We start from the raw sequence: 25270 nt of genomic DNA, 5'->3' as shown, positions 1-25270 counted from the left end.
TATATAAACTATTTTAGTATTTTAAAACATTAGGAATAGATAACTAAATTGAAGATACGTCTTTATTATTCTTCTTACAATTATAGTAAACCTTACTGGTAAGGCCACCAATATACAGAGTTTCTTACAAAAGAAATTTAAAAACAAATAGGGAGAGGAACAAATCAATGTCATTGTCCTCTCCGGTATCTTTTAAAATATTAAATTTCAATTGTGATAGGAGTATCTAACTCATCATCATTCATTAATTTAATTGATTTAGGAATTACTTTTAAGACGCACAATTCTGGATCTTGTTTAGAATCGAAGAATGTCTTATCTTGTGTTTCCCATAACCAATCAATGACTTTCTGATCTTTAACTACTTCAATTTGAGCATCAATTTCAACAAAGCTATTATTAGTTGTCTCATTGTAGCCTAAAAGAATGTAAGCGTGTGGATTATCTTCAATTTCATCAACTTTTACTGAATTAATACTAGTTTTAGTATATAACGTTAAATCATCATTATAGAAAACCATATATCTACTATTAGGTTTGTTATTATAAGCAGTTGATAATACGCCAACTTTAGAAGTTTCTAATACTTTTTCAATTGCTTGAGTTGCTTTTTGTATATCCAAAATCATCATCTCCTTAATAGTTAATATATCCATTCATTGATGATGATAAACTCAGACACTTGTATCACTTAAATGGGTTTAAAACATATATATTTAACTTCATCATGCTTCAAAGTCATTTGGAATGGTTTGTTGTTTTCTTCTTGAATAGCTAATTCTGTTTTAGGGCGATTACATTTATCTAATTCTTCAAGTATATTACGTTCTATATATAATAATTCTTTGCTTTTAGGAAGTAGATTTTGGATTGAACCGTGCTCATTATTTAACGTTTTTATAATAATGAGTGAGTTCTTTTTTAAATTATTTTTGAAAATGAACTTCTGTTTACTATCAGATAAATAACGATCATTGATTTTATTAAATAATAAGATATGATAATTTCCATCTTTACGGCTTATTAGATAGTTATTCCCAAGTTCTAAAGGTTCGTCAACAAATGAATCACCCATTTTATAAATGTGCATTAAAGGTAAAGGGCTACCATAATTATTAAATAAAGCTATATATTGTGAGTGATCGTCGATAAGTTGATAACTTATGCCACCACCGTATCTCATAAGGGCGATAAGGTGACATACTAAATCTGATAACTGTAATGGATTAGTGCCATTATTGGTATATTTAAAACACTTAAGTGATAAATTATTGTATACAAAATTTGTAGTTGGAATTCCTGAATCTAGCATAAATTGCTTGTAATTTTCAAAATGAGTAGATGAATGATGATATGTCTTACGCTTGGTTAATAACAAATTTTTAGTTTCAAGATTCTCAATGTCAATGAAATAGTAATCAAAGTTAAGACGTTTCATTATATCGTAAGTTTGATCAATGGAAGGCGAATCACGAAGTAAACCTTCAACGGTGATACCATACCTAATTTCACGATTTTTATTTTTAATTTTTAAATGACATAAATGGATTTCGTTTACAGTCATATATTCTGAATTAAAAACAAGCATGAGCTTAACTAGCTTTTTATTATTCTTATAATCTTGATTGCTTTGTAAAAATGATAATATGATTTGATTAATTGCTTCAAATTGTTGCGTAGAATTAATTTGCATTGCTAGACCGATATCCATTTCGAATAACTTTTCAAAACAACGATTTAACAAATTAAGGTTAATATGACTAATTGCGATATCGTTAATATCTTGGATAAATACTACGGGTTGTGGCAAATAAGAGAAATCGATATCGTAGTACTCGTTAAAAACGAACTGGAATAATTTGTTAAAGTTTTCAAATCGGATAAATGCTTTAGAGCTTTTGGTATGATCTTTAGGATTAAATTGATTAAGATCTATCTCAGTAATTTCAGTTGCTAATTGATCATTAAATTCAAATTGATTGATTAAATCTTTGTAATCCCAAAAATGAGTTTGGCTAAAATCCATTACTGGATTTAATGAAATTTTAGAGATCATAGAACGGAATTGTTTGGGACTAAAGCCTAGATGATTTTTGAATTGATTAGTGAAGTTCGTATGACTACTAAAACCAGAGCGTTCAGAAATCGCATTGATTGAATCATCTGTAGATAATAGCAATTTTATGGCATAAATGACTTTTAAACTTGTAAAGTAATCTTTAAAGTTCATATTTAAGTAGCGAACAAATAAATTTGAACAATATGATTCAGAGATATTACAATAATTTGCAACTTCGCGTAATGATAACGTATCTGAAACTTTGGAATGAATGTAGCTAAGTCCTTGGATAAATATTGGATGATTGATAGCAACTTGAGGGATATATTTTTCCTTGTATCTTATCACTGTTTCCTTAAATAAAGTCTGAATAATTTTTGAAATAGCTTGAGTATCTTGCTCTTCTTCGTTCATATAATGATGAATTGATTGTAAAATAATATTTTTTACAAAACCGCTAGATTGAAGTAAATGTCGATCAAAATAACATTTGAAGAAATTTTCATCCTCACTATAGAAATAAAATACAGGAATAGAGAGCATAACCAAGTTCGAGGATTGATTTACATAAAAAATATCAGCTTGATTAATAATAGCAATATGATTATCTAAATCTTTAGTTTCACCATTAATCGTAATTTCTAGATGATTTGTAAGTGAGAACATTAAAATGATTCGATTGATATTTCGAGTTGGGGGTGAATGATACTGTTGATAAATATTTAAATGACATGTCATAATTCGGCACTGTGCTCCTTATAGAATAATAAATGTTATTATAATCGATTCGTCTTGAAATAGTAATAGAGAAATATAAAAATTTTTCCTTGTAAAGTTAAGCAACCAATCAAAAATTATAAGTAGCACACAATACAAATAATTATTTAGAAATATAGAGTTCTTATTTTGAAAATTTTGGATAGAGTGCAAACGAATTTTTTAGTACATAATAAATATAGATTTCGACCCAATTGAAATTCTAAAAAGAAGTTAATGTAAATTTTTAGACGATTTGCGATTAATTTTATAGTGAATTAATTTTTGGATGGAAATCGTAGCAATAAATGTACTATGTATGTTAATACATCAAGAATCAACAGCATAAAGAGAGAGACAACAAAGAATAGCACACATTTTCTATTATTTAATTGTTTAACTATACTAATAGAATAAACAACTAGAAAAATTCAGTTATACTTAATAATTTTCTCGAAACTTATTCATCAACCAACTCAAGTTAAGTCATCTAGAAAGAAATGACACCATGGAATAAGAAGAATGCATAACATCGAAGCATAAGATCAACAAGAATAAAATTCATTCTTCTCAAACATCAGGAATCAACATCAAGACTAATTAATGTTAAGACAAATTATTGAAACACATGAAATACTTACTATTTCAACAACAGGAATCAACATCTATGCACATTAAAGTATAATCGATCAACAACAATTGTTTAGTAGCAACAATTAGAAGATTTTTAATTAAAATTACTCTCCCCCGAAGTACTATTAAATTAAAGAAATATATTTCGTGTAGTGTCATGGTAAAGTTTTATATTTTATTAATTATCAGCTTAATGTTTTAATTATTCGAATGACATAGCTATAAGGCAAGATATTCCATTAGTGTTTTATTAACAAGCCTTAATGCTATTACAGTGTGAAACAACTTAGACAATTACTCTTTTTAGAAATAATATAACACGTACATTATTGCGAAAGACTTAGGTGTTTTCACCTAGGTCTTTTTTTAATTTAGTACTGTACTTTCTTGAAGGTATTTAATTTCATACTTATTAGCAAGTTGACTCAAATAACTTAGTAGGGCGTCCAATTCAATTTGATGATTCATAAAGTCATCCTTTAACATCAATGACTTATGTTTTTCATTATCAGTTGCTATATTTTTAAAATAACCCCACATGTGTTCATAGGCATTAATAATTGAGCCAGTTGTTGGAGAATGATTAATTGCTTCATTAATTTGAAATTGTACTTCTTCAAGAGAGGGTGATTCTTTTAGCAGTGCTCTAATTTTGTTATAGGCATTTTGATCATGTAGTAATACGCGATATTTCTCTTCTCGCCAAAGCTTTTCTATTTTTCCACGTTCTTTCATTAAATTATTCACCTCATCTTATATTATTAAGGTTACCCAGAAGTTAAGTTTCTAAATTAATATTATTACTAATAAACGATTGATGAGCTATTGCGTAAAATCTTGGAACCGGTTACAATAAAGTTAAATAAATGGAACCGGTTTCTAAATAGGGAGGCTTATTTAATGAGCTATAAGAAATCTGCTGAAGATATATTACAAGCAATAGGTGGGGAAGAAAACCTTGATGCTATTGCACATTGTGCTACAAGATTAAGATTAGTTCTTAATGATGAAAGCAAAGTAGATGAAGAAACGCTAAATAATATGGATGTAGTAAAGGGAACTTTCTCAACTGGGGGACAGTATCAAATCATTATTGGATCTGGGACTGTTAACAAAGTATTTAATGAATTAGAGAAAATTACTGGCAAAGAGGCATCAACGACATCAGATGTTAAAGATAAGTCGACTAAAAATATGAATCCTTTACAAAAATTTGTGAAAATGTTGTCTGATATATTTGTTCCTATTATTCCAGCAATTGTAGCTGGTGGTTTATTGATGGGATTGAATAACATTCTAACTGCCAAAGATTTGTTCTATAAAGGACAATCATTCATTGATGTTCACAGTCAATTTGCTGGCTTGGCTGAAATGATAAACGTCTTTGCAAATGCACCATTTACTTTACTTCCTATTTTAATAGGATTTAGTGCAGCTAAACGTTTTGGGGGTAATCCTTTCTTAGGTGCCGCACTAGGCATGATATTAGTTCATCCTAGTTTAATGAGCGCTTATGATTTTCCTAAAGCAGTTGAAGCAGGGAAAGCTATTCCCCATTGGGATATTTTTGGATTACATATTAATCAGGTGGGCTATCAAGGACAAGTGCTTCCCATGTTAGTTGCTGCGTATATTTTAGCTACAATTGAAAAGTGGCTACGTAAAGTGATACCGACTGTTTTGGATAATTTACTGACACCATTGTTATCTATATTTGTTACAGCTTTTATCACATTTTTATTCGTTGGACCTATTACACGTCAATTAGGATATTGGTTATCAGATGGACTAACTTGGTTGTATGATTTTGGTGGGGCTATAGGAGGCCTCATATTCGGCTTACTTTATGCACCAATTGTAATTACTGGCATGCATCATAGCTTCATCGCAGTTGAAACGACCTTGATTGCTGACGCCACTAAAACGGGAGGTTCGTTCATCTTTCCAATTGCTACTATGTCTAATGTTGCTCAAGGTGGTGCAGCCATTGCAGCATTCTTTATAATTAAACATAATAAAAAACTAAAAGGTGTGGCATCTGCAGCTGGAATTTCTGCATTATTAGGTATTACGGAACCAGCGATGTTTGGTGTCAATCTTAAATTAAGATATCCATTTATAGGTGCTGTTGTGGGATCTGGATTAGGTTCAGCTTATATTTCATTTTTCAAAGTGAAAGCTATTGCACTGGGTACTGCAGGTTTACCAGGATTTATATCTATTAATCCAGCGCATGCAGGTTGGTTACACTATCTCATAGGTATGATGATTGCCTTTATTGTGTCAATCGTTGTTACATTTGTTTTATCGAAAAGAAAGACCTATAAAGCTGCAGCTAAATAATTAAAAAGTCCCGCTTGAATTTAAAATCAAATTCAAGTGGGACTTTTTATATAAAATATGATTTAAAGCTTTTGTTTACGCCATAAATAGATACTCACTATTGCAACAAGTATCAATGATATACCTACAACGATTACCCATGAGACATAACTATGGTCGTCTATAGGTAATGGTACGTTCATACCGAAGAAACTAAACACGAGCGTAGGAAGAGTAAGTAGTACAGTAAACAGTGTTAATGTCTTCATTATTGTATTCATGTCGTTAGATAATAATGAAGCATAAGATGTTGTAATACTTTCAAGGATACGTTGATGTAATTCGGTTGTTTCAATAGCTTGATTATTTTCGATTACTAAGTCTTCAAGTAATTCTTCATCTTCTTCAAAACGTTTGATTGCAGGTAAACGAAATAGTTTTTTAATAATTGTATCATTACCTTTTAATGCCGCTAAGAAATAAACTAAGCTTTTTTCAACTTCCATAAGTTTAAATAATTGTTTGTTAGTAATGTTATTCTTTAAATCTTTCTCGATACGAATTCGCGATTTATTTAATAATCTTAAATTTCTATTATAGTGATTTGCAATTGTTAATAGAATTTCAAGTGCAAAGCGACTATGAAATTTTAAATTAATATCATCTTGTCTTGCAAAATTTTCAAGAAATTCATTTTCGGCATCACAAACGGTCATGATAATGCCATTACCTATAATGATACCTAGTGGAATAGTAACAAACGAAAGTACGCGACGGTTTGTAGAGTTGACAATAGGTAAGTCGATAATAATGAGTGAATAGCCAGTATCTTCGTCATATTCTATACGTGCACTTTCTTCAGAATCTAATGGGTCACGGATAAAGTCCTCTGGAATGTTGTAGAATTCCATTAACTCTTCAATTTCTTCACGTTCAGGTTCAACAACGTTAATCCAAGACGCGCTATGATCCACTTTAGTTTCAATGATTTCATTTGAATTTATACTTTCATGTTTATAAGCAGTAATCATAACTATAATTCCTTTCAAAGTCTTCTATATTCAATTTGATTAACAGTTAGATAGTATTTGAACGATTAAGTTAGGCATGATTCATTTTATATTTATATTCTGCCATAATTCGTAATGGTCCATTATAAACAATTTTATAAATATGATGTGTTAATTCATCAACTGAAATACGATTTGGGTCTAAAACCCAATATTTAATAGTATTTATTGTAGCGCCTGCGACATAGCTATGAAAATACATCTCTGGTATACCATCTATTTCATGATTAATACTCATATATCGATTCATATTTTGTTTAATTAATAAACTTATTTTCTCTTCAAGTTTACTTCGACGATCTAACTGTAGAATGATTTGATAAAAATCTAAATTATCATCTATATGTTGAAGGATTTTAGTAAGAACTCTATCTATAAAGAGTTCTGAAATAGCTTCAACAGTGTCCCCATCTATTTGATTAAAATCCGTTAGATGAGCTAGCTCTGAAATACACTCATCTTCCATATCTGAAAGCAACATATATTTATCTTCATAATGTAAATAGAAGGTTCCTCTATTCACATCAGCTTCAGTTGTAATATCTCTAATCGTAATTTTATCGAGCTCTTTGTGTTGTAATAATGTTGTAAATGCCTTCTTAATGGAAGATTTTGTCTTTCTTATTCGCCTATCTTCTTTCAATTACATATAACCTCCCAATGATTTAATAGACAATTTACAACAAAGTGTTCAATAACAGACGTATTTTATTAAATTGATTATTGTTAAATTGTTCTTACCTATTATAATAGACAACGTAAAAAATATTCAACACATTGTTCAATAAAAAAAGGAGGTCATTTCATGAATATCTTTAAAAGCAAATTATTATGGTTAGCACCAATTGCTGCGATTTTAATCTTAGTTATTTTTTCACTAGCATTTTATCCAGCATTTAATCCAAAACCTAAAGATTTACCAATTGCCATCGTCAATAATGATGAAGGTACAACTATTCAAAGTAATAAAGTTGATATTGGTAAGAAAATAGAAGATAAATTATTAGATAGTGATTCAGATAAAATTAAATGGGTCAAAGTTGATAAAGAATCTGATTTGAAAAAAGGATTCGATAATGAGAAATATTATGGGGCAGTTGTATTTGAAAAAGACTTTTCAAAAAATGCAATGAGTAAAACTCAAAAAGTTGTTATGGATAGTAAAAAGTCAGAGATGAAAGAAAAAGTTGAATCTGGTGAAATTCCAGCACAACAAGCTCAAAAAATGAAAGAAAAAATGGGTAATCAAAGTGTTAACGTAAAACAAGCTAAACTTAAAACGATTGTAAGCCAAGGTTCAAATTTACAAGCATCAAACATTGTTACAAATGTACTATCAGGTGTCGGACAAAACTTAAATAAACAAATTACTAAACAAAGTTTATCTACACTTCAAAAACAGAATGTAGATGTAAGTCCTAAAGATATCCAAGGCATCACTAATCCGGTTAAAGTTGATGATCACAAAGTAAATAAAGTTAAAGATCATCAAGGTGGCGGTAATGCACCATTCTTAATGTTTATGCCAGTTTGGATGGGCTCAATGATTACTTCAGTGTTATTATTCTATGCGTTTAGAACTAGTAAAAACTTTGCGATACAACATAGAATTATTGCATCTGTAGGACAAATGGTAACTGCAGTACTTGCAGCTTTCCTAGGCAGCTTTGCATATGTGTACTTTATGAAAGGTGTATTAGGATTCCATTTCGATCATCCTAATAGAGTTGCATTGTTCATTGCTCTAGCAATAATGGGATTTGTTGGATTAATACTAGGAATTATGGTTTGGTTAGGTATGAAATCTCTACCTATCTTCATCTTACTCATGTTCTTCAGTATGCAAATGGTTACTTTACCAAAACAAATGCTCCCAGAAGGTTATCAAAAATGGGCTTATGGATGGAATCCATTTACACACTATACTACTACGCTCAAAGAGCTTATTTATATGAATAAAACAATTGAGTTAAATAGTACAGTTTGGATGCTAATTGGCTTTATGATTTTCGGTATCATTTCAAGTTTAATCGCAGCAATAGTTAGAAAACATAGTACTAAACGTACTGAAATACCTTCATAATATGAATTAAACAGCGTTAGTTTATTATTAGCTAACGTTGTTTATTTAGTAGTTGATAAAGTAGGGTTGCTTCCAGAAGCATAATTTTAAAAGACAAGTTTAAGAGACGTTAGAGATTAAGGTTTCTTACTTGTCTTCTTTTTTGTCGAAATAGTGAAAAATTAGAATTGTTATTGTTAAGTGGAAATGTAAGCTATATTATTGGAAACAGGGCAAAATTTAAAAGCACTTATATGGGGAGGTTTCAATGTTAGTACATAGTAAAATGACAAAGTACATGATTGCATTGATAGTTATAATATTAATGACATTGGTTCCAGCCTTTCAGCAACAAGCTTCTGCACATGCAACTTTAGAAAAAACAACACCGCAAGATAGAGGAGTTGTTAAAGATAAACCAGAAGACATACAGCTGGAATATAATGAGCCAGTCAATGCAAAATATTCAAATATAACTTTATATAATGATAAAGGTAAAAAAATAAGTGAAGTAAAACCTACAACTTCAGGATGGTCAAAAACTTTAGAATTTCCTGGAGATCAAATTGCTAAAGGGACAAATACAGTTGAATGGCATGCGATTTCAGCAGATGGTCATGAAGTGAGTAATAAATTTGAGTTTTCAGTAGGCAAGGTGACTGCTAAAAATGTTGATACCTCTGATTCTTTTTATGAACAACCAAGCTTTTGGTTTGGTGTATTTCGATACCTTACAGAAGGTGCAACGATTATTTTAGTTGGCTTGTTCTGGATGAATGGTATTGCTAAACGTCGAGGATTAAAGCAATTTAACATATTACCTAAACAGGTCGGTGTCGCATGGATAATGGGGATGTCGATTCTTATGTCGATACTCGTTTATATGATGACACTCACATCAGATGTGTTAAACGATATTTTATCTTTTAAAGCTAACGTCATTATGCAATTTCCATATATCATTAGTTCAATTGCGCTTATTGTATTATTTATATTAATGGTTCTTAAAGATATGGAAAAATTATGGTACTGGCTTGTGTCGTTTGCAATGATATTAGCTATAGCAATGTCTGGTCATGCGTGGTCACAACATGTGCCACTTTGGTCTATAGTAATTAGAACGCTACATTTAGCAGGAATGACACTATGGTTAGGCGCGTTAGTCTATCTGATTTGTTACGCTAAAAATGGACGTGGCAATCAATTAACAAATGTTAGACATATGCTTTTGAAAACTAATATTACAGCGGTAGCTATATTGATAATTTCTGGTGTCCTGATGGCTATTGACGAAACGAATGTCTTAGCTATATGGAATAATATACAAGCTTGGACAGTATTTATCATTATTAAAGTGATTGGTACATTAATCATGATGATTTTAGGATTTTACCAAACGTACCGTGCTTTAGGTAAAAGAAATCATGTAAACAAAGTAACTCTATTTATAGAACTTATTATCGGCATTATTTTAATTTTTGCCGGTGTGATGATGAGTCAAATTAATATCCCAAGTTAAGGAGGAAAATCATGTTACGCAAATTGATATCAATGACAATTGTTTTATTTTTTGCGATTGGATGTTTTAAATACGCCGATGCACACGTGACACTTAATCCCAACCAAAGTGAACCAGGATCTTATGACAAATATGATGTGAGGGTTCCAGTTGAGCAAGATAATAACACTGTCAAAGTTGAATTGAATGTCCCTAAAGGTGTCAACGTAGCAAACGTTGCACCTGTTGAAGGATTTAAACATCAATTTAAAAAAGATAAGAAAGGCAATATCACAAAAATTACATGGAAAGCTACTGGTAAAGGAATAGGACCTAACGAGTTTATAGAATTTCCGATTGTAGCAGCTAATCCTGAAGATGAGGGCACATTTAAATGGAAAGCATATCAAACGTATGATAACGGTGATGTTGTAAAATGGACTGGTAAAGAAAATAGTGAACATCCTGCTCCAACTACTACTGTGAAAAAAGGTGCAAGTTCAAATGATAATAAATCTGAAGCATCTACTTCAAATGGTGGAGGCTCAATCGCTTTATGGATTGTGTCCATCTTTGCAATAATTATTTCATTAGTTGCTCTATTTAAACATGCACGTAATAAAAAATAAAGAGCTCAAAAATTCCTAAAAAGTTTACGTTATCTTTTTAGGAATTTTTTGTAGTCATCTATATTCTTCGTGATTTTGTCACTTTAATATTTAGTAATATGTTCTATAATATAACCGTGAGGGAGGATTCATCATGCGTAGATTACTATATTCTTTTTTATTCTATATGATTATAGGACTATTAAGTGGTTTCTATTACAGAGAATTAACTAAAGCGCATCATTTTACGGGTGATACACAATTAGCATTAGTACATACTCATACACTTATACTCGGAATGTTTATGTTCTTACTTTTATTACCACTTGAAAAGGTATTTAAATTAAGTAGTTATTATTTATTTAATTGGTTCTTTATCGTCTATCATTTAGGTGTCATAGTGACAATAGGCATGATGACTTATAAAGGTACTTTACAAGTGATTGGTGCAAAATATTCACCAGAAGCTTTAGCAGGCTTTGCTGGTATAGGTCATACGGGAATGCTAGCAGGACTGTTATTATTATTCTTTTTACTTAGACAAGCAATTATTACTGAACCTAAGGATTAATTTTAACTCGTGAGTTTTTAATGACTCACGAGTTTTTTTATGTAGTGCTAATATGAATATCTTCAATACGCATTTCACATATAGTATAATATTGATGAAATAAATGATAATAATTATCACTGGGAATTAATTAATATGCTTTACATATTATAGGAGGAAGCAATATGGAAGACGTTACGATTATAGGTGGCGGTCCAGCTGGCTTGTTTGCAAGTTTCTACTCTGGGTTGAGAGGGATGTCAGTTAGAATCATTGATGTGCAAGATAAGTTAGGTGGTAAAATGCAAATTTATCCGGAGAAAATTATTTGGGACATTGGTGGTGTTGCACCTAAACCGTGCTACCAGATTATCGAAGATATGATTGAACAAGGTTTACATTTTAATCCTAAAGTAAATTTAAATGAACGTGTTACTGATATACGTAAAGTTTCAGAAAGACATTTTGAAATTGAAACAAGTGAAGGGCACATTTATGAATCCAAAGCAGTTATTTTCGCTATTGGAGGAGGAATCATTAATCCAAAACCGCTTGATATTAAAGGTGCAGAACGTTATCAACTTACAAATCTTCACTATGTCGTTCAGTCATTTTCAAAATTTAGAGATAAAGATGTCCTTATTTCTGGCGGAGGAAATACTGCATTAGATTGGGCGCGAGATATTGCGAAAATTGCCAAAAGCGTAACGGTGATTTATCGAAAATCAGAAACAAGTGGTTATGAAGCTATGAATGGGATTCTTAAAGAACTTGGTGTACAATTACTGCCAAACACTAAAATTAAACAACTTATTGGAAATTACAATGATACACGTATTCATCAAGTGAAACTGGAGAATGTTGAGAGCGGTAAAATCGAAACTCAAGCTTTTGATGAAGTCATAATTAGTCATGGCTTTGATCATGAGAATCCATTACTCAAAGATTGTACATCACAATTTGAACTTTATGATGAATACCGAGTTAAAGGCTTTGGGAATACGACTACTAGTGTAGAGGGTATTTACGCATGTGGCGATATCGTGCACCATGATGCTAAAGTACATTTAATTGCGAGCGCATTCAGTGATGCTGGTAATGCTGCTAATTTAGCTAAGACGTACATCGAACCTCATGCAGCAACTGAAGGTTATGTATCAAGTCATAACGATATCTTTAAGGAATCAAACAAAGATATTGTGAACCAATATCTATACTAAGTTTATTGAAAGGATAGCATAGTGATGGTAGAAATTAATTTTGAAGCACCTAAAGTTCAAGAATACTGTGATTTAAGAGTCAACGCTGGTATGAGTCCTAAGTCAATTGAAGCTGCTGAAAAGGGGTTACCCAATGCCTGTTTCAATGTTACTATTTATGATGACAATAAGCTCATTGGTATGGGGCGTGTTATAGGAGATGGTGGTACTGCTTTTCAGATTGTAGATATCGCAGTAAATAAAGAATACCAAGGTTTGGGACATGGGCGTACTATAATGGAAGAAATTATGAAGTATATTGATCGAGTGGCTGAAAAAGGAACATATATAAGTTTAATGGCAGATTATCCAGCTGATAAACTTTATGAAAAGTTTGGGTTCATAAGTACCGAGCCACATTCAAAGGGAATGTATATCAAGTATTAAAGATTTGAGCGCGAGTAGACTATGAGGTGTACTCGCGCTCTTTTTCTTATATTAATTATTTTGAAGCATTAAAATCTATTATAATGCGACCAGTATTTTCATGGTTAATCACTTTATCAATAGCTTGAGGAAGTTCATCAAAAGAAATGACATGCTTAATATCATGAAGTTGATTTGGTTTTAAATCTCTTGCTAATCTTCTCCATACACGACGACGTAACTTGATTGGTGTGAAAACTGAATCAATGCCAATAATACTTACACCTCTTAAGATAAATGGAAAAATCGAACTTTCAAACTCATTGCCACCAGTCATACCAATTACTGCTACACTGCCATTATTATCTAAACGTTTAACAATATAAGGTAAATTTTGACCACCGACAGGGTCAATGGCTGCTTGCCAAGTGCGTGATGCCAATGCTTTTTCATCATTATCTGGTAGGCGATTGATTACTTCAGTAGCACCAAGTTCTTTTAAATCAGCGTCAACATTCTTTCGTCCGGTACTAGCTATCACGTCATATCCCAGATTATCTAACATAAGCATAGCAAGTGTGCCAACGCCACCTGTTGCTCCTCTTACTAAAACTTCTTTTCCTTCAATAGTCATGCCAGCTTTTTCTAATTTTTCAATAGCTAAGCCAGCTGTATATCCAGCAGTTCCATAAATCATAGCTTCTTCTAGAGTAAGTCCCTCTGGTAAGTTAATAACCCACTCTGATTTCACACGTGCGTATTCACTAAAACCACCATAATGACTTACACCTAAGTCATAGCTTGTAACAATGACTTCATCTCCAACTTCTAATCCAGGTGCATTCGTTTCTTCAATCGTACCAGCCAAATCAATACCAGGCACCATAGGATAACTTTTTACAATTGCATTGTTATCTTGTGTAGCCAAAGCGTCTTTATAATTAATTCCAGAATAATGAACTTTAATGAGAACGTCACCTTCAGGTAAATCCTCTTTACTTATCTTTTTAAAATCATGAGAAACGTTACCTTTGTCGTCTTGATCAACTATAAATGCTTGAAACTTTTCTACCATAGTATAGCCACTCCTATAAGTATCTTTTTAAATTCTATAAATTATAGTAATCGTCAACTCTAAATTCCCTTATTCATAGTTTACCCAGTCATTTTATTTTTAAAAATAAATAACACATAAATGTCTCCTAATTTCTTTAAAATTTAAAAGGATTTTTAGATAAAAAATCAAAAGAGTTGTTATTGACACAAATATCACCCACGAATATAATATTCTTGATAATGATTATCAATTGAGAACTTTAACTCCAACTCGATGTGAGTCACAATAGGTTAATCATTTATTTATCAATCTATGAGGTGAAGTAATGAAAAAGTTACCGGTTATTTTATTAGCATCAACGTTAATGTTAGCAGCATGTGGAAACGACAATAATAGTAAAGATAGTTCAAGTTCAACAAATAATAGTAGTGGTGGTAATAAAAAGGAATTAAATGAAGCTACTAAGAAGTATGAAAAGTACACAGATAAGCAACTCGATCAATTCTTAAAAGGTACGCAACAATTCGTTGATGCAATTAAAGATAACAATATTCAAAAGGCTAAAGAATTATATCCTAAGGTACGTATGTATTATGAACGTTCAGAACCAGTTGCCGAGGCTTTCGGTGATTTAGATCCTAAGATTGACGCTCGTTTAGCAGATATGAAAGAAGAGAAAAAAGAAGATCAATGGACAGGATATCATAAAATTGAAAAACAACTTTATCAAGACAATAAAATTGACAGTACTACTAAAAAGGATGCTGATCAATTGTTAAAAGATGCTAAAGAATTACATGCAAAAGCTGATACATTAGATATTACACCTAAATTAATGCTTCAAGGATCAGTAGACTTATTAAATGAAGTTTCAACATCTAAAATTACAGGTGAAGAAGAAATTTATTCTCATACTGATTTATACGACTTTAAAGCTAATATTGAAGGCGCGCAAAAAATATATGAGTTATTTAAACCTACTCTAGAGAAAAAAGATAAAAAGTTAAGTTCAAATATTCAAAAGAACTTTGACAAGGTAAATAAATTACTTGATAAATATAAAGACGGTGATGGTTATAAATCTTATAATGATGTAACTAAGAAAGATAGAAAAGCATTGGCTGATGCTGTAAATGCTTTAGGTGAACCATTAAGTAAGATGGCTGTGGTTACAGAATGAGTAAACTAGACAAAGACCAATCATCACAAATGTCACGCCGATCATTTTTAAAAATGTTAGGCATAGGTGGCGCTGGTGTAGTCATTGGTGCAAGTGGAGTAGGAAGTATATTCTCTTTTAAATCAATGTTTGATACACCAGAAGATGAAGAGAAAGATGCATATGAGTTTTATGGCAAAGTTCAAGCCGGTATTACTACACCCACACAACGCTCAATTAACTTTGTAGCTTTAGATTTAAAATCGAAAGATAAAGCTGCAATCAAAGATATGTTCAAACAGTGGACGAAAATGGCAGCGCAGATGACGGACGGAGATTCTGTCGGTAAAGAGAGTAGTAACCCATTATTACCACCTGTTGATACTGGTGAAGCAATTGGCTTAAGTGCGAGTAAATTAACGCTTACGTTCGGAGTAAGTAAATCTTTCTTGAAAAAGATTGGTATGAAAGACAAGATACCGAAAGATTATAAAGATTTACCACATTTCCCTAATGATCAATTATCGGATGATTTTAGTGATGGAGATATCATGATTCAAGCATGTTCAATGGATGATCAAGTTACTTTCCATGCTATCCATAACTTAATAAGACCATTTAGAGATATTGTACAAGTTAAATGGTCTCAAACAGGTTTTGTTTCAGGACAACTTCATGAAACGCCACGTAACTTAATGGCATTTAAAGATGGGACTGTTAACCCTCGCCATACTGACGAATACAAAGATTATGTATTTATTGATGATGGTTGGGCTAAAAATGGTACATATTGTATTATTCGACGCATACAGATTCATATTGAAACATGGGACCGCACTGCACTCGAAGAACAAGAAGCGACGTTTGGACGTAAACGAATCTCTGGTGCTCCACTAACTGGTAAGAAAGAATTTGATGAAATGGATCTCGGTGCAAAGGATAGTAGTGGAGAGTATGTGATTCCTGCAGATGCTCATGCACGTTTAGCGCATGAAGCGAAGACGTCCATTAAACGTCGTGCTTATAACTACACTGCAGGAACAAATGACAAAACTGGAGCTTTAGAAACAGGGTTATTATTTATTAGTTTCCAAAAGGCGACTCAACAATTTATTGATATTCAAAACCATTTAGGTCATAAAGATAAATTAAATGAATACATTACACATCGTGCCTCCGCAACATTTATCGTATTACCTGGTGTGAAAAAGGGAGGATACCTCGGTGAAACACTATTCGATTAAGATACTTATCGTCTTAATTCTAATATTAAGTTTATTTAAAATAGCACCAGTACATGCTGAAAATGCCTCAATGAGTGAAGCATATGTTTCAATTACGGATGCTAAATCAACGATTAGTGATAATTCAAAAAAGGATAGCGATAAGAAAAAAGCTATCAAGCAAGTTAGAAAAGAAATTAATGCTTTAAAAGTAAAAGATAATAAAGAAGGTAAAGCAGTCAAGAATAAACTGAAGGAAGTTGAAAGTGCTAAAACTTCAGATGATCAAGCTGATAAGTTATCAGACTTAACTAAAGCATTAATTACATATGAAAATACACAAAGTTCTAAAGATGCATCAGGTCAAATTAAAGAATTAAAGCAAGCAGTAGACGCCAAAGATGAACCTATTCAAAAAGCGATTAAAAATAAAAATCGCTCAGAACTCGAATCCATTAATAATAGTTTGAACCAAATTTGGACTAGTCATGAAACTGTCATTCGTAATTACGATGAAGGGAAATATGGCACGATTGAAGTGAATTTAATGCAACTTCGTGTAGCCATACAAAAGGAACCATTAGATCCAAAGAAAGTTAAGAACGCTTGGGATACGTTCAAATCAAGTATAGATACTGTGGACCAAAAACAATCATCAGAAGAAAATGGTAAGTACAAAGTGACACAATTAAATGATGAGTTAGATAAGGCGATAACTGGTATCAATAAAAATGATTTAAAACAAACGGATGCGGCTTTATCTAAATTTATTCAAATTTGGCCATATGTCGAAGGTAAGATTCAAACTAAGAATAGTAGCTTATATACAACTATTGAAGATAAAATACCTTATTAAAAGTATTTTAGATGACAGTAACAAAGAGCGTGTCAAAGACGGTTTAAAAGAGATCAATAATGATATTAAAGATACGGTTGGAACAGGAGATTATACTTTCGTTGATGTAATGGTAATCTTCTTACGTGAAGGCTTAGAAGTACTATTAATCGTCATGACCTTAACAACCATGACCCGCAAGGTCAAAGACCATAAAGGTACATCTAGTGTGATAGGTGGTGCACTCTTAGGATTAGTATTAAGTATAGCGTTAGCAGTTGTTTTGATTTCAACAATTGGCAATAATGGTATTATTCGTGAGGGTATGGAAGCGGTACTTGGTATCGTAGCCGTTATTTTAATGTATGTTGTTGGAGTGTGGATGCATAATCGATCAAGTGCAAAACGTTGGAATGAAATGATTCAGTCGATGTACCAAAATGCAATTAGTAACGGTAACCTTGTTTTATTGGGAACAATCGGCTTGATATCAGTACTTCGTGAAGGTGTTGAAGTTATCATATTCTATATGGGTATGATTGGTAGTATTAAAACGCAAGACTTTATAATAGGAATAGTAATAGCGATTGTAATTTTAATCATCTTCGCTTTACTATTTAGATTTATTGTCAAGTTAATTCCAGTTCACTATATATTTCGAGTGCTTTCAATACTAATCTTCATTATGACATTTAAAATGTTAGGTGTAAGTATCCAAAAAGCTCAATTACTAGGTTGGATACCTCAACATAGTATCGAAGGTATGCCTACAGTGAGTTGGATTGGTTTCTATCCTAGTGTCGAAACAATAGTAGCTCAAATCATTTTAGTTATTTTAATACTATTATTTGTATTTAAACAACGTAAAAAGAATCAACAATAAAGAAAAATCACAAATGAGACTCATTTAGAGTTCATTTGTGATTTTTTGTTTTCTATAAGTGAATTTTGCGATAAACATGCTGATTTCAAATAAGAGAATTAATGGAAGTGTTAATGCTAAGTTTAATATTAAATCAGGTGGTGCAATAATACTTGCTGCAACAAAACAAGCAAAGTAAACATATTTTCTATAATGACCTAACTGATTAACATCTATAAGTCCAAAATGAGCTAATCCCATAAATAATATAGGTAATTGGAATATAAATCCAAAAACGAGGAGCCATCTAATTAGCTCTCCTAGGTATGCTTTAAATCCAATAACTTGGTCTATATTGAGCATATGAGATAGTTTTTCAGAGAAATTAATAATCATTGGAAAGCCAACAAAAAATGCGAAGGCTACTCCTATAATGAATAATAAAGCACAGAAAAAACTATATTTATAAATAAATTGTCGCTCATAAACATGTAGGCCTGGTGCTATAAAAGACCAAAGCTGATAGAAAATAATAGGTACAATTAAACATATTGCTACTGTGAAAATAATCATTACATAAATTTGTATCGTTTCGGTAAACGAGAAGGTATGTAAAGTAACATGTGCTCGTTTAATATATTTTATAAAAGATTGCATCCACCAATGTGATGAAATATAAACTAAGAAGACTGAAACGATAAGTGCGATCAATACAATGACAAGCCTGTGACGTAACTCTCCAAAATGTTCTAATAGTGAAGAACTATTTTGATTGTTCTCGCTGTGATTTAGAAGCTTTACTGGGAGTCTCGTGTGAATCTTCATCAATATGTTCTGCTGCGGATTTAAATTCTTTTAACGTTGAACCAACAGCTCTTCCAAATTGTGGTAATTTTGTAGGTCCAAAAATAATTAATGCGATAATTGCGATTACGACTAAACTTGTAGGACCAGTGATACCTACGACAAACATATTTTCAAACATATAATAACCTCACTCTATTTTTTAAACAATTTTCATTTATAACTTTATACTCATTGATAAAGATTATCAATAGAAAAATGATAGTATTATAAAATAAAAAAGCGTGACTCGTCCGATAAAATAAGTTAAAGTAGTTTAAACGACAAAAAGGGGTTGTTTGGAATGAGTGAGAGTATCCGTGAGGTAAGAAGTGATGAAGTTGAAATATTGCAGGATATAGCTAAGAGAACTTTTTATCATACATTTAAATCGTCTTATGATGATAGAGATTTTAATAAATTTTTTGAAGAGGCGTATAACATTAATCAATTATCTCGTGAACTTCAAGAGAAAGATTCATTTCACTATTTTTTTAAAGATGAACAAAAAGTAGTAGGATATTTAAAATTAAATATTAATCATGCCCAAACAGAAAAAAAGGGAGAAGATTATTTAGAAATTCAACGAATCTATTTCGATGAGGCGTATCAAGGTGGCGGGAGAGGTGAAAAATTCATTGACTTGGCTGTCAAAAAAGCAAAGGAATATCATAAAACTAAGATTTGGCTTGGTGTGTGGGAGCACAACCCACAAGCACTTCGATTTTATGAAAAAAGAGGGTTTGTTGTTACAGGCTCACATGAATTTTATACTGGTGATGTCGTAGATAACGATTTAATTATGGAAAAAAGTTTAATTTAAAATATACCAAAAAGTATATAAAATTAGAACGTTGAACTTGTTATTATTAGCGTAGGTATTAAAAATTAGATATAATTATCACGTTAAATTTTTATGAATTTTACGTAAAATTTTAGTAAAAGCAAGGCGTTGATTTTGTTATAACTAGTAATCATCATTGTCAATGTTTCAGTTGCTATGATGACAGTTAATCATTGAATTAAAATGTGTTTATGATAATCGTACATTTTATTTTAATGAGTATACTAGTTTTAATTATCCTAAACATTTCACTTATGAAGAATTAAATGCGTAATACAAAGTGAAAGAGGAATTACAAATATTAGATTTATAAAATCTAATATCATGTCTGCCAAATCACGTTATATTCATATAGAGTTATTAGAAAGGACGTATAACATGAGTACACTGACAATTATTGTCACATATTACAACTCAGAAGAGTACATAAAAAGTTGTATTGAAAGTATTAAACAACAAAGAACTCAAGATTTTGAAGTGATTATCGTTAATGATGGTTCTACTGACAATAGTGAACAATTAATGAATGAAGCTTTAAAAGATTATGATAAAGATATTAATTATATCAAATTAGAGAGTAATCAAGGACATGCACATGCACGTAATGTTGCTCTAGAACAAGTGGAAACACCTTATTTTATGTTTCTTGATTCAGATGACGTTTTAGCCTCATATGCAATAACATTTTATCTAGATAAATTTAATTATACTGATGGCTTGATAGCGCCTATTCATTCATTTTCACTTCAACGTCCTCAATACGTTGATTTAGATCGTGTTAGAGTTGAGTATTACAATGCTGACGCGAACGTTAATTCATTTTTAAGAAAGCAAACAGCTTGTAATATAATATTCCGAACTGCAATCGTTAAAGCACATCATCTAAAATTCAACGAAGATTTAAGTATTTATACTGATTGGTCATTTACGCTTGAATATATGAAATATGTTAATAAGTTTATGCGTATTTTTAACTTCCCGTTCTACTTCCGTGGAGAAGTTTACGATCCTTTTGAAACAGTGACGTTAAGTGAGCAAAGTTTTGATGTTCTTTTTGAAGAATATGTAAAGAGCTTCTATGATGCTTTAGAACGTACTTCGAATAAAATGACGCGAACATTTATTATTAATAAAATGGAAAATAGAATTTCCCGTGATTTTGATCCAACTCATTATGATATTAAAGCAAGATATGAGGCTCACAAAGATACACTTGTTGAATTAGCACAATATCTTAACGTCCAACTTGTTAAACATCAAAAACTCATCAATATCATAGAAACGGTTTTATTGATGAATCAAGATACAGAGAATGCTTTTAAAGTGAACCAATTTAGAAAGACATTGCGTCACGTTAAAAATGTCTTACTCAGAAGAAAAAATAAAGATCGTTCTATATATGAACTTACTGATAAAGAAGAAAATGTTAATCAAGGAACGATTGTTTTCGAGGCATTTGGTGGTAAAAATTATAGTGATAGTCCGAAATATATATATGAATATATGCAAAAATACTATCCAAATTACAATTATGTCTGGTCACTGAAAAAACCTGATAAGAGTGTAATTCCAGGTAATGCTAAAAAAGTGAAACGTGGTTCTGCTGAATACTATCAAGCATACTCTGAAGCAAGTCATTGGGTATCAAATGCACGTACACCGTTATATTTAAACAAAAAGGATAACCAAACTTATATTCAAACTTGGCATGGTACGCCATTAAAACGACTTGCAAATGATATGAAAGTCGTACGTATGCCTGGTACAACAACTTCAAGATATAAACGAAACTTCAACCGTGAAACGTCACGTTGGGATTATTTAATTTCGCCTAATAGATATTCTTCAGAAATTTTTAGAAGTGCATTCTGGATGGATGAACCTAGAATATTAGAAATAGGCTATCCAAGAAATGATGTATTAGTGAATCGTGCAAACGATCAAGACTATATCGATGAAATCAAGACAAATCTTAACTTACCAAGTGATAAAAAAGTAATTATGTATGCTCCAACTTGGAGAGATGATGAATTTGTTAGTAAGGGTAAATATTTATTTGAGTTAAAAATTGATTTAGAAAATCTATACAATGAGCTAGGGGATGATTACGTTATCTTATTACGTATGCATTATCTTATCTCTAATGCTCTTGATCTAACAGGATATGAAAACTTTGCAGTTGATGTGTCTAATTATAACGATGTTTCAGAGTTATTCTTGGTAAGTGATTGTTTAATCACTGATTATTCATCTGTTATGTTTGATTATGGTATTTTAAAACGTCCTCAATTTTTCTTTGCATATGACATTGATAAATATGATAAAGGATTACGTGGATTCTACATGGACTATATGAAAGATTTACCAGGTCCAATTTATACTGAACCATATGGATTAGCTAAAAAACTCAAAGACTTAGATAAAGTTCAAAATGAATATCAAGATCAAATTGATGCTTTTTATGATAGATTCTGTTCAGTTGATGATGGTAAAGCTTCTCAATATATCGGAGAGCTTATTCACAAAGATATCGAAGAAAACAAGTAGAAATATAATATTTATATATAAGGCTGTGACTTATTTTATTGTCACAGTCTATTTTGTATCTAAACTTAAGAAAATTCATTTGAAAGTTAAATCAATATATGGGACAGATGTCTCGAAAGTAATTTGAAAATGTTTATTTGATACTAATTAGATGGGAAAGGACTTCTTATAGTCTGTATATAAATTTAATACTCAATTAATAAATATAGGGTATAATATTAATAAGGAATTAATATTATACTCTTTTTTATACTTTTTATAAAAATACGATGTTATAAAATGAGAGTGATGGTAGATAGATTCAAAAGCTGGAGGAGATATTCATGAAGAGATTATTCGCAAGTATCACAGTTCTAACATTAATACTAGCAGCATGTTCTCATAGTGGAAGTGATGAAAATGAGAAAAATGATGATAGTTCGAAGAAGGAACAAAAAGAGAAAAAGTCTAAAACTGATTCAAAGGATAAGTCTAAAAATCATAAAGATAAAGACAGTACATCTAAATCTAGTAGTAATAATAATGAACTTTCGTCGTCTGATTCACAAACTGAAAATACTAATACATCAAAACAGCAACCTCAATCTAACCAAGATAATAGTAAAAATAAGGACTACGTTGCACCTTATCAAAGCAACCACGCCACACAGGTCGCTAGAAGCTTGTCTCCATTTAATGGAAATGAAGGTCAAGCACTACAACAACTTCCAAATTTTGAAACAGCCCTAGATATAGCAAAGAATGAGGCAAACATGTTTGGTAACTCACATAAAAAATATAATGACTACTCCCTCGAGGCTACTAATGATGGATTTAGATATGTATTTAGCTTTAAAGATGCCTCAAAAGACAATAGTTATTCGATAGTCACAGTGAATCGACAAGGTCAACCAACACTTATAGATCCAAACTATCATCAATAGTATATAAATAACGCGTTCACTTAATTTAAAAGTGAGCGCGTTATTTAAGTAATTATCAATTTATTTGCTGAGCTATTAAATGACTAAGTTTGTCTAATGAATGATTTTGTCTATTAATATATTTACTATTTACATGTGGTACTGAATCAGAAATTAAATGATTTGTAAGTAATTCTGCATCTGTATACCATACTTCTTTTAAGCTATTGAGTACATCTTCATATACACCACGTTCTTCAACATATTGCGCATGATTTGGCGTATATAAACATACCTTTTTATTAAGAGTGAGTGCATCAAAAATAATAGAAGAGTAGTCGGTTAGAACAATATCAGCTATCATAATTAAATCTTGTGTTTCTACACTTTCAGGTGGGACAATCACGCCATCAGGAATGTAATTATCTTTACTTTCAACGTGCCCTTTGAATATCACATTATATTTATTGAGTAACTTATCAGATAAAGGTAGTATATCTTCTTCAGATGTATTTGATTTCCAAGTTGGGGCATACAACAGAACTGGCTTAGAGGTATCTAATTGTAACCCTTTGATAATTCTTTTTCTTAGGGTGAGATCTTGAGATTTATTTAATAAATAATTGACTCTTGGATAACCGATAGGTAGGATATCTAATTTATGACTCGGAAAAGCAGATTCAAAATATTTTACAACCTCTGTAGAATCAACGACAAGATAATCTTGATGTATCCATTTATTATATTTACGTGCTCGATAGTTATAAATGTTTAGATTTTGATGCGGTTCTTTACTATCTAAAAAGAGACGCTTAATAGGTGTTCCATGCCATAATTGAATGACCTTTCCATTAGGACGAACATCATCAGGTAGATAGCTTTCTATGATTACAACACTAGCAGTTTCAATGACTTCCTTTGCACTCTCATCATTAGGAGATATGAAATGTGGGCCAGTTCTATCATCAGTAATAAAATATGATTCTACTGTAGCGTTATGTTTTACAAAGTAATTAAATAGATACTTAGAATTACCTCTATAATGATAATCAAAACCTAAAAATACGACATGTGATTTAATTTTAGAATCATCTTTATCATAAATATAACTAATTTCCTTATGTTTACGTAATGAATAATTTTTAATTGGATTTACGAGCCATCTTGGTGCTTTGAATTTAGTACTTAATAACACGGAATCAGAATAACGTATACTATCATGATCATTGAAAGGTACACGTGTGAAAGGGATTCTACGTTGATGTTCATATGCAATTTTATTAAGAAAGAATTGATCTCTATAATTTAATCCATTACGGTCAAAACTTCTCCAGAATACCTTGCTTGTTCGGAGGGAGTCTTTAAAATCAAGTGCCACATGTCCTTCTACAGCTACATGGCCCTTAAGAATAGTAAATAAAGCTAAGTCAAATATCGTTTCAACCTCAAATTTATTCAATATCTTAAGCGCTGAATTGATTTCGTAAATAACATTAGGATATAAATTAATATTTTGTACCCAATCTTCAAAGTTAATATATGTTTTACCAAAGTATCTACAGTCATTAAGATACGTATTATGTATTGTATAATCGACAACAAATGAAGTTGAAGGTAGCTCAATGGATTTTAACATTGATTGATGAATCTGAATTTCATTTGAATAGGGTACAAAATGTGTGTAACCCTCATGTAAAGCTTTTTCTAATAGTCCTTCCAACTTCTCCATATGTGAAATGTTTATTTGTTTTATCATTCGTTTTCCTTCTATCTATTAAACTTTTATTACTACTATTTTATCATGTGGCTCACTAT

Annotated in this window: 21 protein-coding genes and 1 pseudogene; 13 read left to right on the top strand and 9 right to left on the bottom strand. The window is 31.2% G+C overall.

Translation table 11 applies throughout. The features are described 5' to 3' along the window. Positions 1 to 200: 200 nt before the first annotated feature. From MHI13_RS19540 to MHI13_RS19530, 3 genes are all read right to left on the bottom strand, one after another. The gene (locus tag MHI13_RS19540) at positions 201 to 629 is read right to left on the bottom strand and encodes a pyridoxamine 5'-phosphate oxidase family protein (protein WP_422785080.1); all 429 of its coding nucleotides are present in this window, start codon (positions 627 to 629) and stop codon (positions 201 to 203) included. Positions 630 to 691: 62 nt separating this feature from the next. Further along, complete coding sequence (gene rsp, locus MHI13_RS19535) at positions 692 to 2797, bottom strand: AraC family transcriptional regulator Rsp (RefSeq protein WP_002469680.1); 2106 nt, start codon at positions 2795 to 2797, stop codon at positions 692 to 694. 1017 nt (positions 2798 to 3814) lie between these two features. Further along, entirely contained in the window at positions 3815 to 4183 is a 369-nt protein-coding gene (locus MHI13_RS19530) for a UV damage endonuclease UvsE (RefSeq protein WP_002432854.1), read from the bottom strand. A 165-nt stretch (positions 4184 to 4348) separates the two neighbouring features. Between MHI13_RS19530 and MHI13_RS19525 the strand changes: the two genes are divergently transcribed. Next, a complete protein-coding gene (locus tag MHI13_RS19525; RefSeq protein ID WP_002432683.1) occupies positions 4349 to 5791 on the top strand; it encodes a sucrose-specific PTS transporter subunit IIBC in 1443 nt (480 codons plus the stop codon). 62 nt (positions 5792 to 5853) lie between these two features. On the opposite strand, the gene MHI13_RS19520 is transcribed toward MHI13_RS19525, so the two are convergent. Continuing rightward, positions 5854 to 6801, bottom strand: a complete 948-nt coding sequence (locus MHI13_RS19520; protein ID WP_002432912.1) for a magnesium transporter CorA family protein — start codon at positions 6799 to 6801, stop codon at positions 5854 to 5856. 70 nt (positions 6802 to 6871) lie between these two features. After that, complete coding sequence (locus MHI13_RS19515) at positions 6872 to 7483, bottom strand: TetR/AcrR family transcriptional regulator (protein ID WP_002432775.1); 612 nt, start codon at positions 7481 to 7483, stop codon at positions 6872 to 6874. 162 nt (positions 7484 to 7645) lie between these two features. Here MHI13_RS19515 and MHI13_RS19510 point away from each other — a divergent pair, with 162 nt between their 5' ends. From MHI13_RS19510 to MHI13_RS19485, 6 genes are all read left to right on the top strand, one after another. Then, positions 7646 to 8923 carry a YhgE/Pip domain-containing protein gene (locus MHI13_RS19510; RefSeq protein WP_064210174.1) on the top strand — a complete coding sequence of 426 codons (1278 nt, stop codon included), beginning with the start codon at positions 7646 to 7648 and terminating at the stop codon, positions 8921 to 8923. 247 nt (positions 8924 to 9170) lie between these two features. Then, positions 9171 to 10421, top strand: a complete 1251-nt coding sequence (locus tag MHI13_RS19505; RefSeq protein WP_002469678.1) for a copper resistance CopC/CopD family protein — start codon at positions 9171 to 9173, stop codon at positions 10419 to 10421. 11 nt (positions 10422 to 10432) lie between these two features. Beyond that, the gene (locus MHI13_RS19500; RefSeq protein ID WP_002432601.1) at positions 10433 to 11029 is read left to right on the top strand and encodes a YcnI family protein; all 597 of its coding nucleotides are present in this window, start codon (positions 10433 to 10435) and stop codon (positions 11027 to 11029) included. 133 nt (positions 11030 to 11162) lie between these two features. Then, the gene (locus MHI13_RS19495; protein WP_002432207.1) at positions 11163 to 11579 is read left to right on the top strand and encodes a DUF2871 domain-containing protein; all 417 of its coding nucleotides are present in this window, start codon (positions 11163 to 11165) and stop codon (positions 11577 to 11579) included. A gap of 164 nt (positions 11580 to 11743) precedes the next feature. Beyond that, positions 11744 to 12778 carry an NAD(P)/FAD-dependent oxidoreductase gene (locus MHI13_RS19490; protein WP_340761844.1) on the top strand — a complete coding sequence of 345 codons (1035 nt, stop codon included), beginning with the start codon at positions 11744 to 11746 and terminating at the stop codon, positions 12776 to 12778. Between the two features lie 24 nt (positions 12779 to 12802). After that, on the top strand, positions 12803 to 13204 hold the full coding sequence (locus tag MHI13_RS19485) for a GNAT family N-acetyltransferase (protein WP_002432719.1): 402 nt from the start codon (positions 12803 to 12805) through the stop codon (positions 13202 to 13204). A gap of 55 nt (positions 13205 to 13259) precedes the next feature. Here the strand turns inward: MHI13_RS19485 and MHI13_RS19480 are convergent, their stop codons facing one another. After that, entirely contained in the window at positions 13260 to 14258 is a 999-nt protein-coding gene (locus MHI13_RS19480; protein ID WP_002432943.1) for an acrylyl-CoA reductase family protein, read from the bottom strand. A 307-nt stretch (positions 14259 to 14565) separates the two neighbouring features. On the opposite strand from MHI13_RS19480, the gene efeO reads away from it, so the two are divergent. The 3 genes and pseudogenes from efeO to MHI13_RS19465 all read left to right on the top strand — a co-directional run bounded on the left by efeO (position 14566) and on the right by MHI13_RS19465 (position 18340). Then, complete coding sequence (gene efeO, locus MHI13_RS19475) at positions 14566 to 15420, top strand: iron uptake system protein EfeO (protein ID WP_002432505.1); 855 nt, start codon at positions 14566 to 14568, stop codon at positions 15418 to 15420. Then, positions 15417 to 16643: an iron uptake transporter deferrochelatase/peroxidase subunit gene (gene efeB / locus MHI13_RS19470; RefSeq protein ID WP_002432933.1), complete on the top strand. Its 1227-nt coding sequence runs from the start codon at positions 15417 to 15419 to the stop codon at positions 16641 to 16643. Before efeO ends, efeB begins: the two co-directional genes overlap by 4 nt. Then, positions 16624 to 18340, top strand: a pseudogene (locus MHI13_RS19465) (FTR1 family protein). The gene efeB and the pseudogene MHI13_RS19465 overlap by 20 nt, the downstream one beginning before the upstream one ends. 24 nt (positions 18341 to 18364) lie before the next feature. Here MHI13_RS19465 and tatC read toward each other — a convergent pair. Beyond that, positions 18365 to 19144, bottom strand: a complete 780-nt coding sequence (gene tatC / locus MHI13_RS19460) for a twin-arginine translocase subunit TatC (protein ID WP_050775585.1) — start codon at positions 19142 to 19144, stop codon at positions 18365 to 18367. Next, positions 19083 to 19304, bottom strand: a complete 222-nt coding sequence (gene tatA / locus MHI13_RS19455) for a twin-arginine translocase TatA/TatE family subunit (RefSeq protein WP_002432296.1) — start codon at positions 19302 to 19304, stop codon at positions 19083 to 19085. The genes tatC and tatA overlap by 62 nt, the downstream gene beginning before the upstream one ends. A 162-nt stretch (positions 19305 to 19466) precedes the next feature. Between tatA and MHI13_RS19450 the strand changes: the two genes are divergently transcribed. The 3 genes from MHI13_RS19450 to MHI13_RS19440 all read left to right on the top strand — a co-directional run bounded on the left by MHI13_RS19450 (position 19467) and on the right by MHI13_RS19440 (position 23476). After that, the gene (locus tag MHI13_RS19450; RefSeq protein WP_002469694.1) at positions 19467 to 19985 is read left to right on the top strand and encodes a GNAT family N-acetyltransferase; all 519 of its coding nucleotides are present in this window, start codon (positions 19467 to 19469) and stop codon (positions 19983 to 19985) included. A gap of 399 nt (positions 19986 to 20384) precedes the next feature. Beyond that, positions 20385 to 22553, top strand: a complete 2169-nt coding sequence (locus tag MHI13_RS19445; RefSeq protein WP_002432794.1) for a bifunctional glycosyltransferase/CDP-glycerol:glycerophosphate glycerophosphotransferase — start codon at positions 20385 to 20387, stop codon at positions 22551 to 22553. A gap of 323 nt (positions 22554 to 22876) precedes the next feature. Beyond that, positions 22877 to 23476 (top strand): hypothetical protein, encoded by a 600-nt coding sequence (locus MHI13_RS19440; RefSeq protein WP_002432721.1) that lies wholly within the window; start codon positions 22877 to 22879, stop codon positions 23474 to 23476. Between the two features lie 55 nt (positions 23477 to 23531). Here the strand turns inward: MHI13_RS19440 and MHI13_RS19435 are convergent, their stop codons facing one another. Next, the gene (locus MHI13_RS19435) at positions 23532 to 25211 is read right to left on the bottom strand and encodes a CDP-glycerol glycerophosphotransferase family protein (RefSeq protein ID WP_002432543.1); all 1680 of its coding nucleotides are present in this window, start codon (positions 25209 to 25211) and stop codon (positions 23532 to 23534) included. Between the last annotated feature and the right edge of the window lie 59 nt (positions 25212 to 25270).

This window comes from Staphylococcus sp. FSL K6-0223 (assembly GCF_038008285.1).
This window is presented reverse-complemented; position numbering and strand designations above follow the sequence as displayed.

Excerpts from the sequence above, each read along its gene's own strand:
- MHI13_RS19540 (WP_422785080.1), bottom strand. The coding sequence starts at position 629 with ATGATTTTGGATATACAAAAAGCAACTCAAGCAATTGAAAAAGTATTA.
- rsp (WP_002469680.1), bottom strand. The coding sequence starts at position 2,797 with ATGACATGTCATTTAAATATTTATCAACAGTATCATTCACCCCCAACT.
- MHI13_RS19530 (WP_002432854.1), bottom strand. The coding sequence starts at position 4,183 with ATGAAAGAACGTGGAAAAATAGAAAAGCTTTGGCGAGAAGAGAAATAT.
- MHI13_RS19525 (WP_002432683.1), top strand. The coding sequence starts at position 4,349 with ATGAGCTATAAGAAATCTGCTGAAGATATATTACAAGCAATAGGTGGG.
- MHI13_RS19520 (WP_002432912.1), bottom strand. The coding sequence starts at position 6,801 with ATGATTACTGCTTATAAACATGAAAGTATAAATTCAAATGAAATCATT.
- MHI13_RS19510 (WP_064210174.1), top strand. The coding sequence starts at position 7,646 with ATGAATATCTTTAAAAGCAAATTATTATGGTTAGCACCAATTGCTGCG.
- MHI13_RS19505 (WP_002469678.1), top strand. The coding sequence starts at position 9,171 with ATGTTAGTACATAGTAAAATGACAAAGTACATGATTGCATTGATAGTT.
- MHI13_RS19500 (WP_002432601.1), top strand. The coding sequence starts at position 10,433 with ATGTTACGCAAATTGATATCAATGACAATTGTTTTATTTTTTGCGATT.
- MHI13_RS19495 (WP_002432207.1), top strand. The coding sequence starts at position 11,163 with ATGCGTAGATTACTATATTCTTTTTTATTCTATATGATTATAGGACTA.
- MHI13_RS19490 (WP_340761844.1), top strand. The coding sequence starts at position 11,744 with ATGGAAGACGTTACGATTATAGGTGGCGGTCCAGCTGGCTTGTTTGCA.
- MHI13_RS19485 (WP_002432719.1), top strand. The coding sequence starts at position 12,803 with ATGGTAGAAATTAATTTTGAAGCACCTAAAGTTCAAGAATACTGTGAT.
- MHI13_RS19480 (WP_002432943.1), bottom strand. The coding sequence starts at position 14,258 with ATGGTAGAAAAGTTTCAAGCATTTATAGTTGATCAAGACGACAAAGGT.
- efeO (WP_002432505.1), top strand. The coding sequence starts at position 14,566 with ATGAAAAAGTTACCGGTTATTTTATTAGCATCAACGTTAATGTTAGCA.
- efeB (WP_002432933.1), top strand. The coding sequence starts at position 15,417 with ATGAGTAAACTAGACAAAGACCAATCATCACAAATGTCACGCCGATCA.
- tatC (WP_050775585.1), bottom strand. The coding sequence starts at position 19,144 with ATGAAGATTCACACGAGACTCCCAGTAAAGCTTCTAAATCACAGCGAG.
- tatA (WP_002432296.1), bottom strand. The coding sequence starts at position 19,304 with ATGTTTGAAAATATGTTTGTCGTAGGTATCACTGGTCCTACAAGTTTA.
- MHI13_RS19450 (WP_002469694.1), top strand. The coding sequence starts at position 19,467 with ATGAGTGAGAGTATCCGTGAGGTAAGAAGTGATGAAGTTGAAATATTG.
- MHI13_RS19445 (WP_002432794.1), top strand. The coding sequence starts at position 20,385 with ATGAGTACACTGACAATTATTGTCACATATTACAACTCAGAAGAGTAC.
- MHI13_RS19440 (WP_002432721.1), top strand. The coding sequence starts at position 22,877 with ATGAAGAGATTATTCGCAAGTATCACAGTTCTAACATTAATACTAGCA.
- MHI13_RS19435 (WP_002432543.1), bottom strand. The coding sequence starts at position 25,211 with ATGATAAAACAAATAAACATTTCACATATGGAGAAGTTGGAAGGACTA.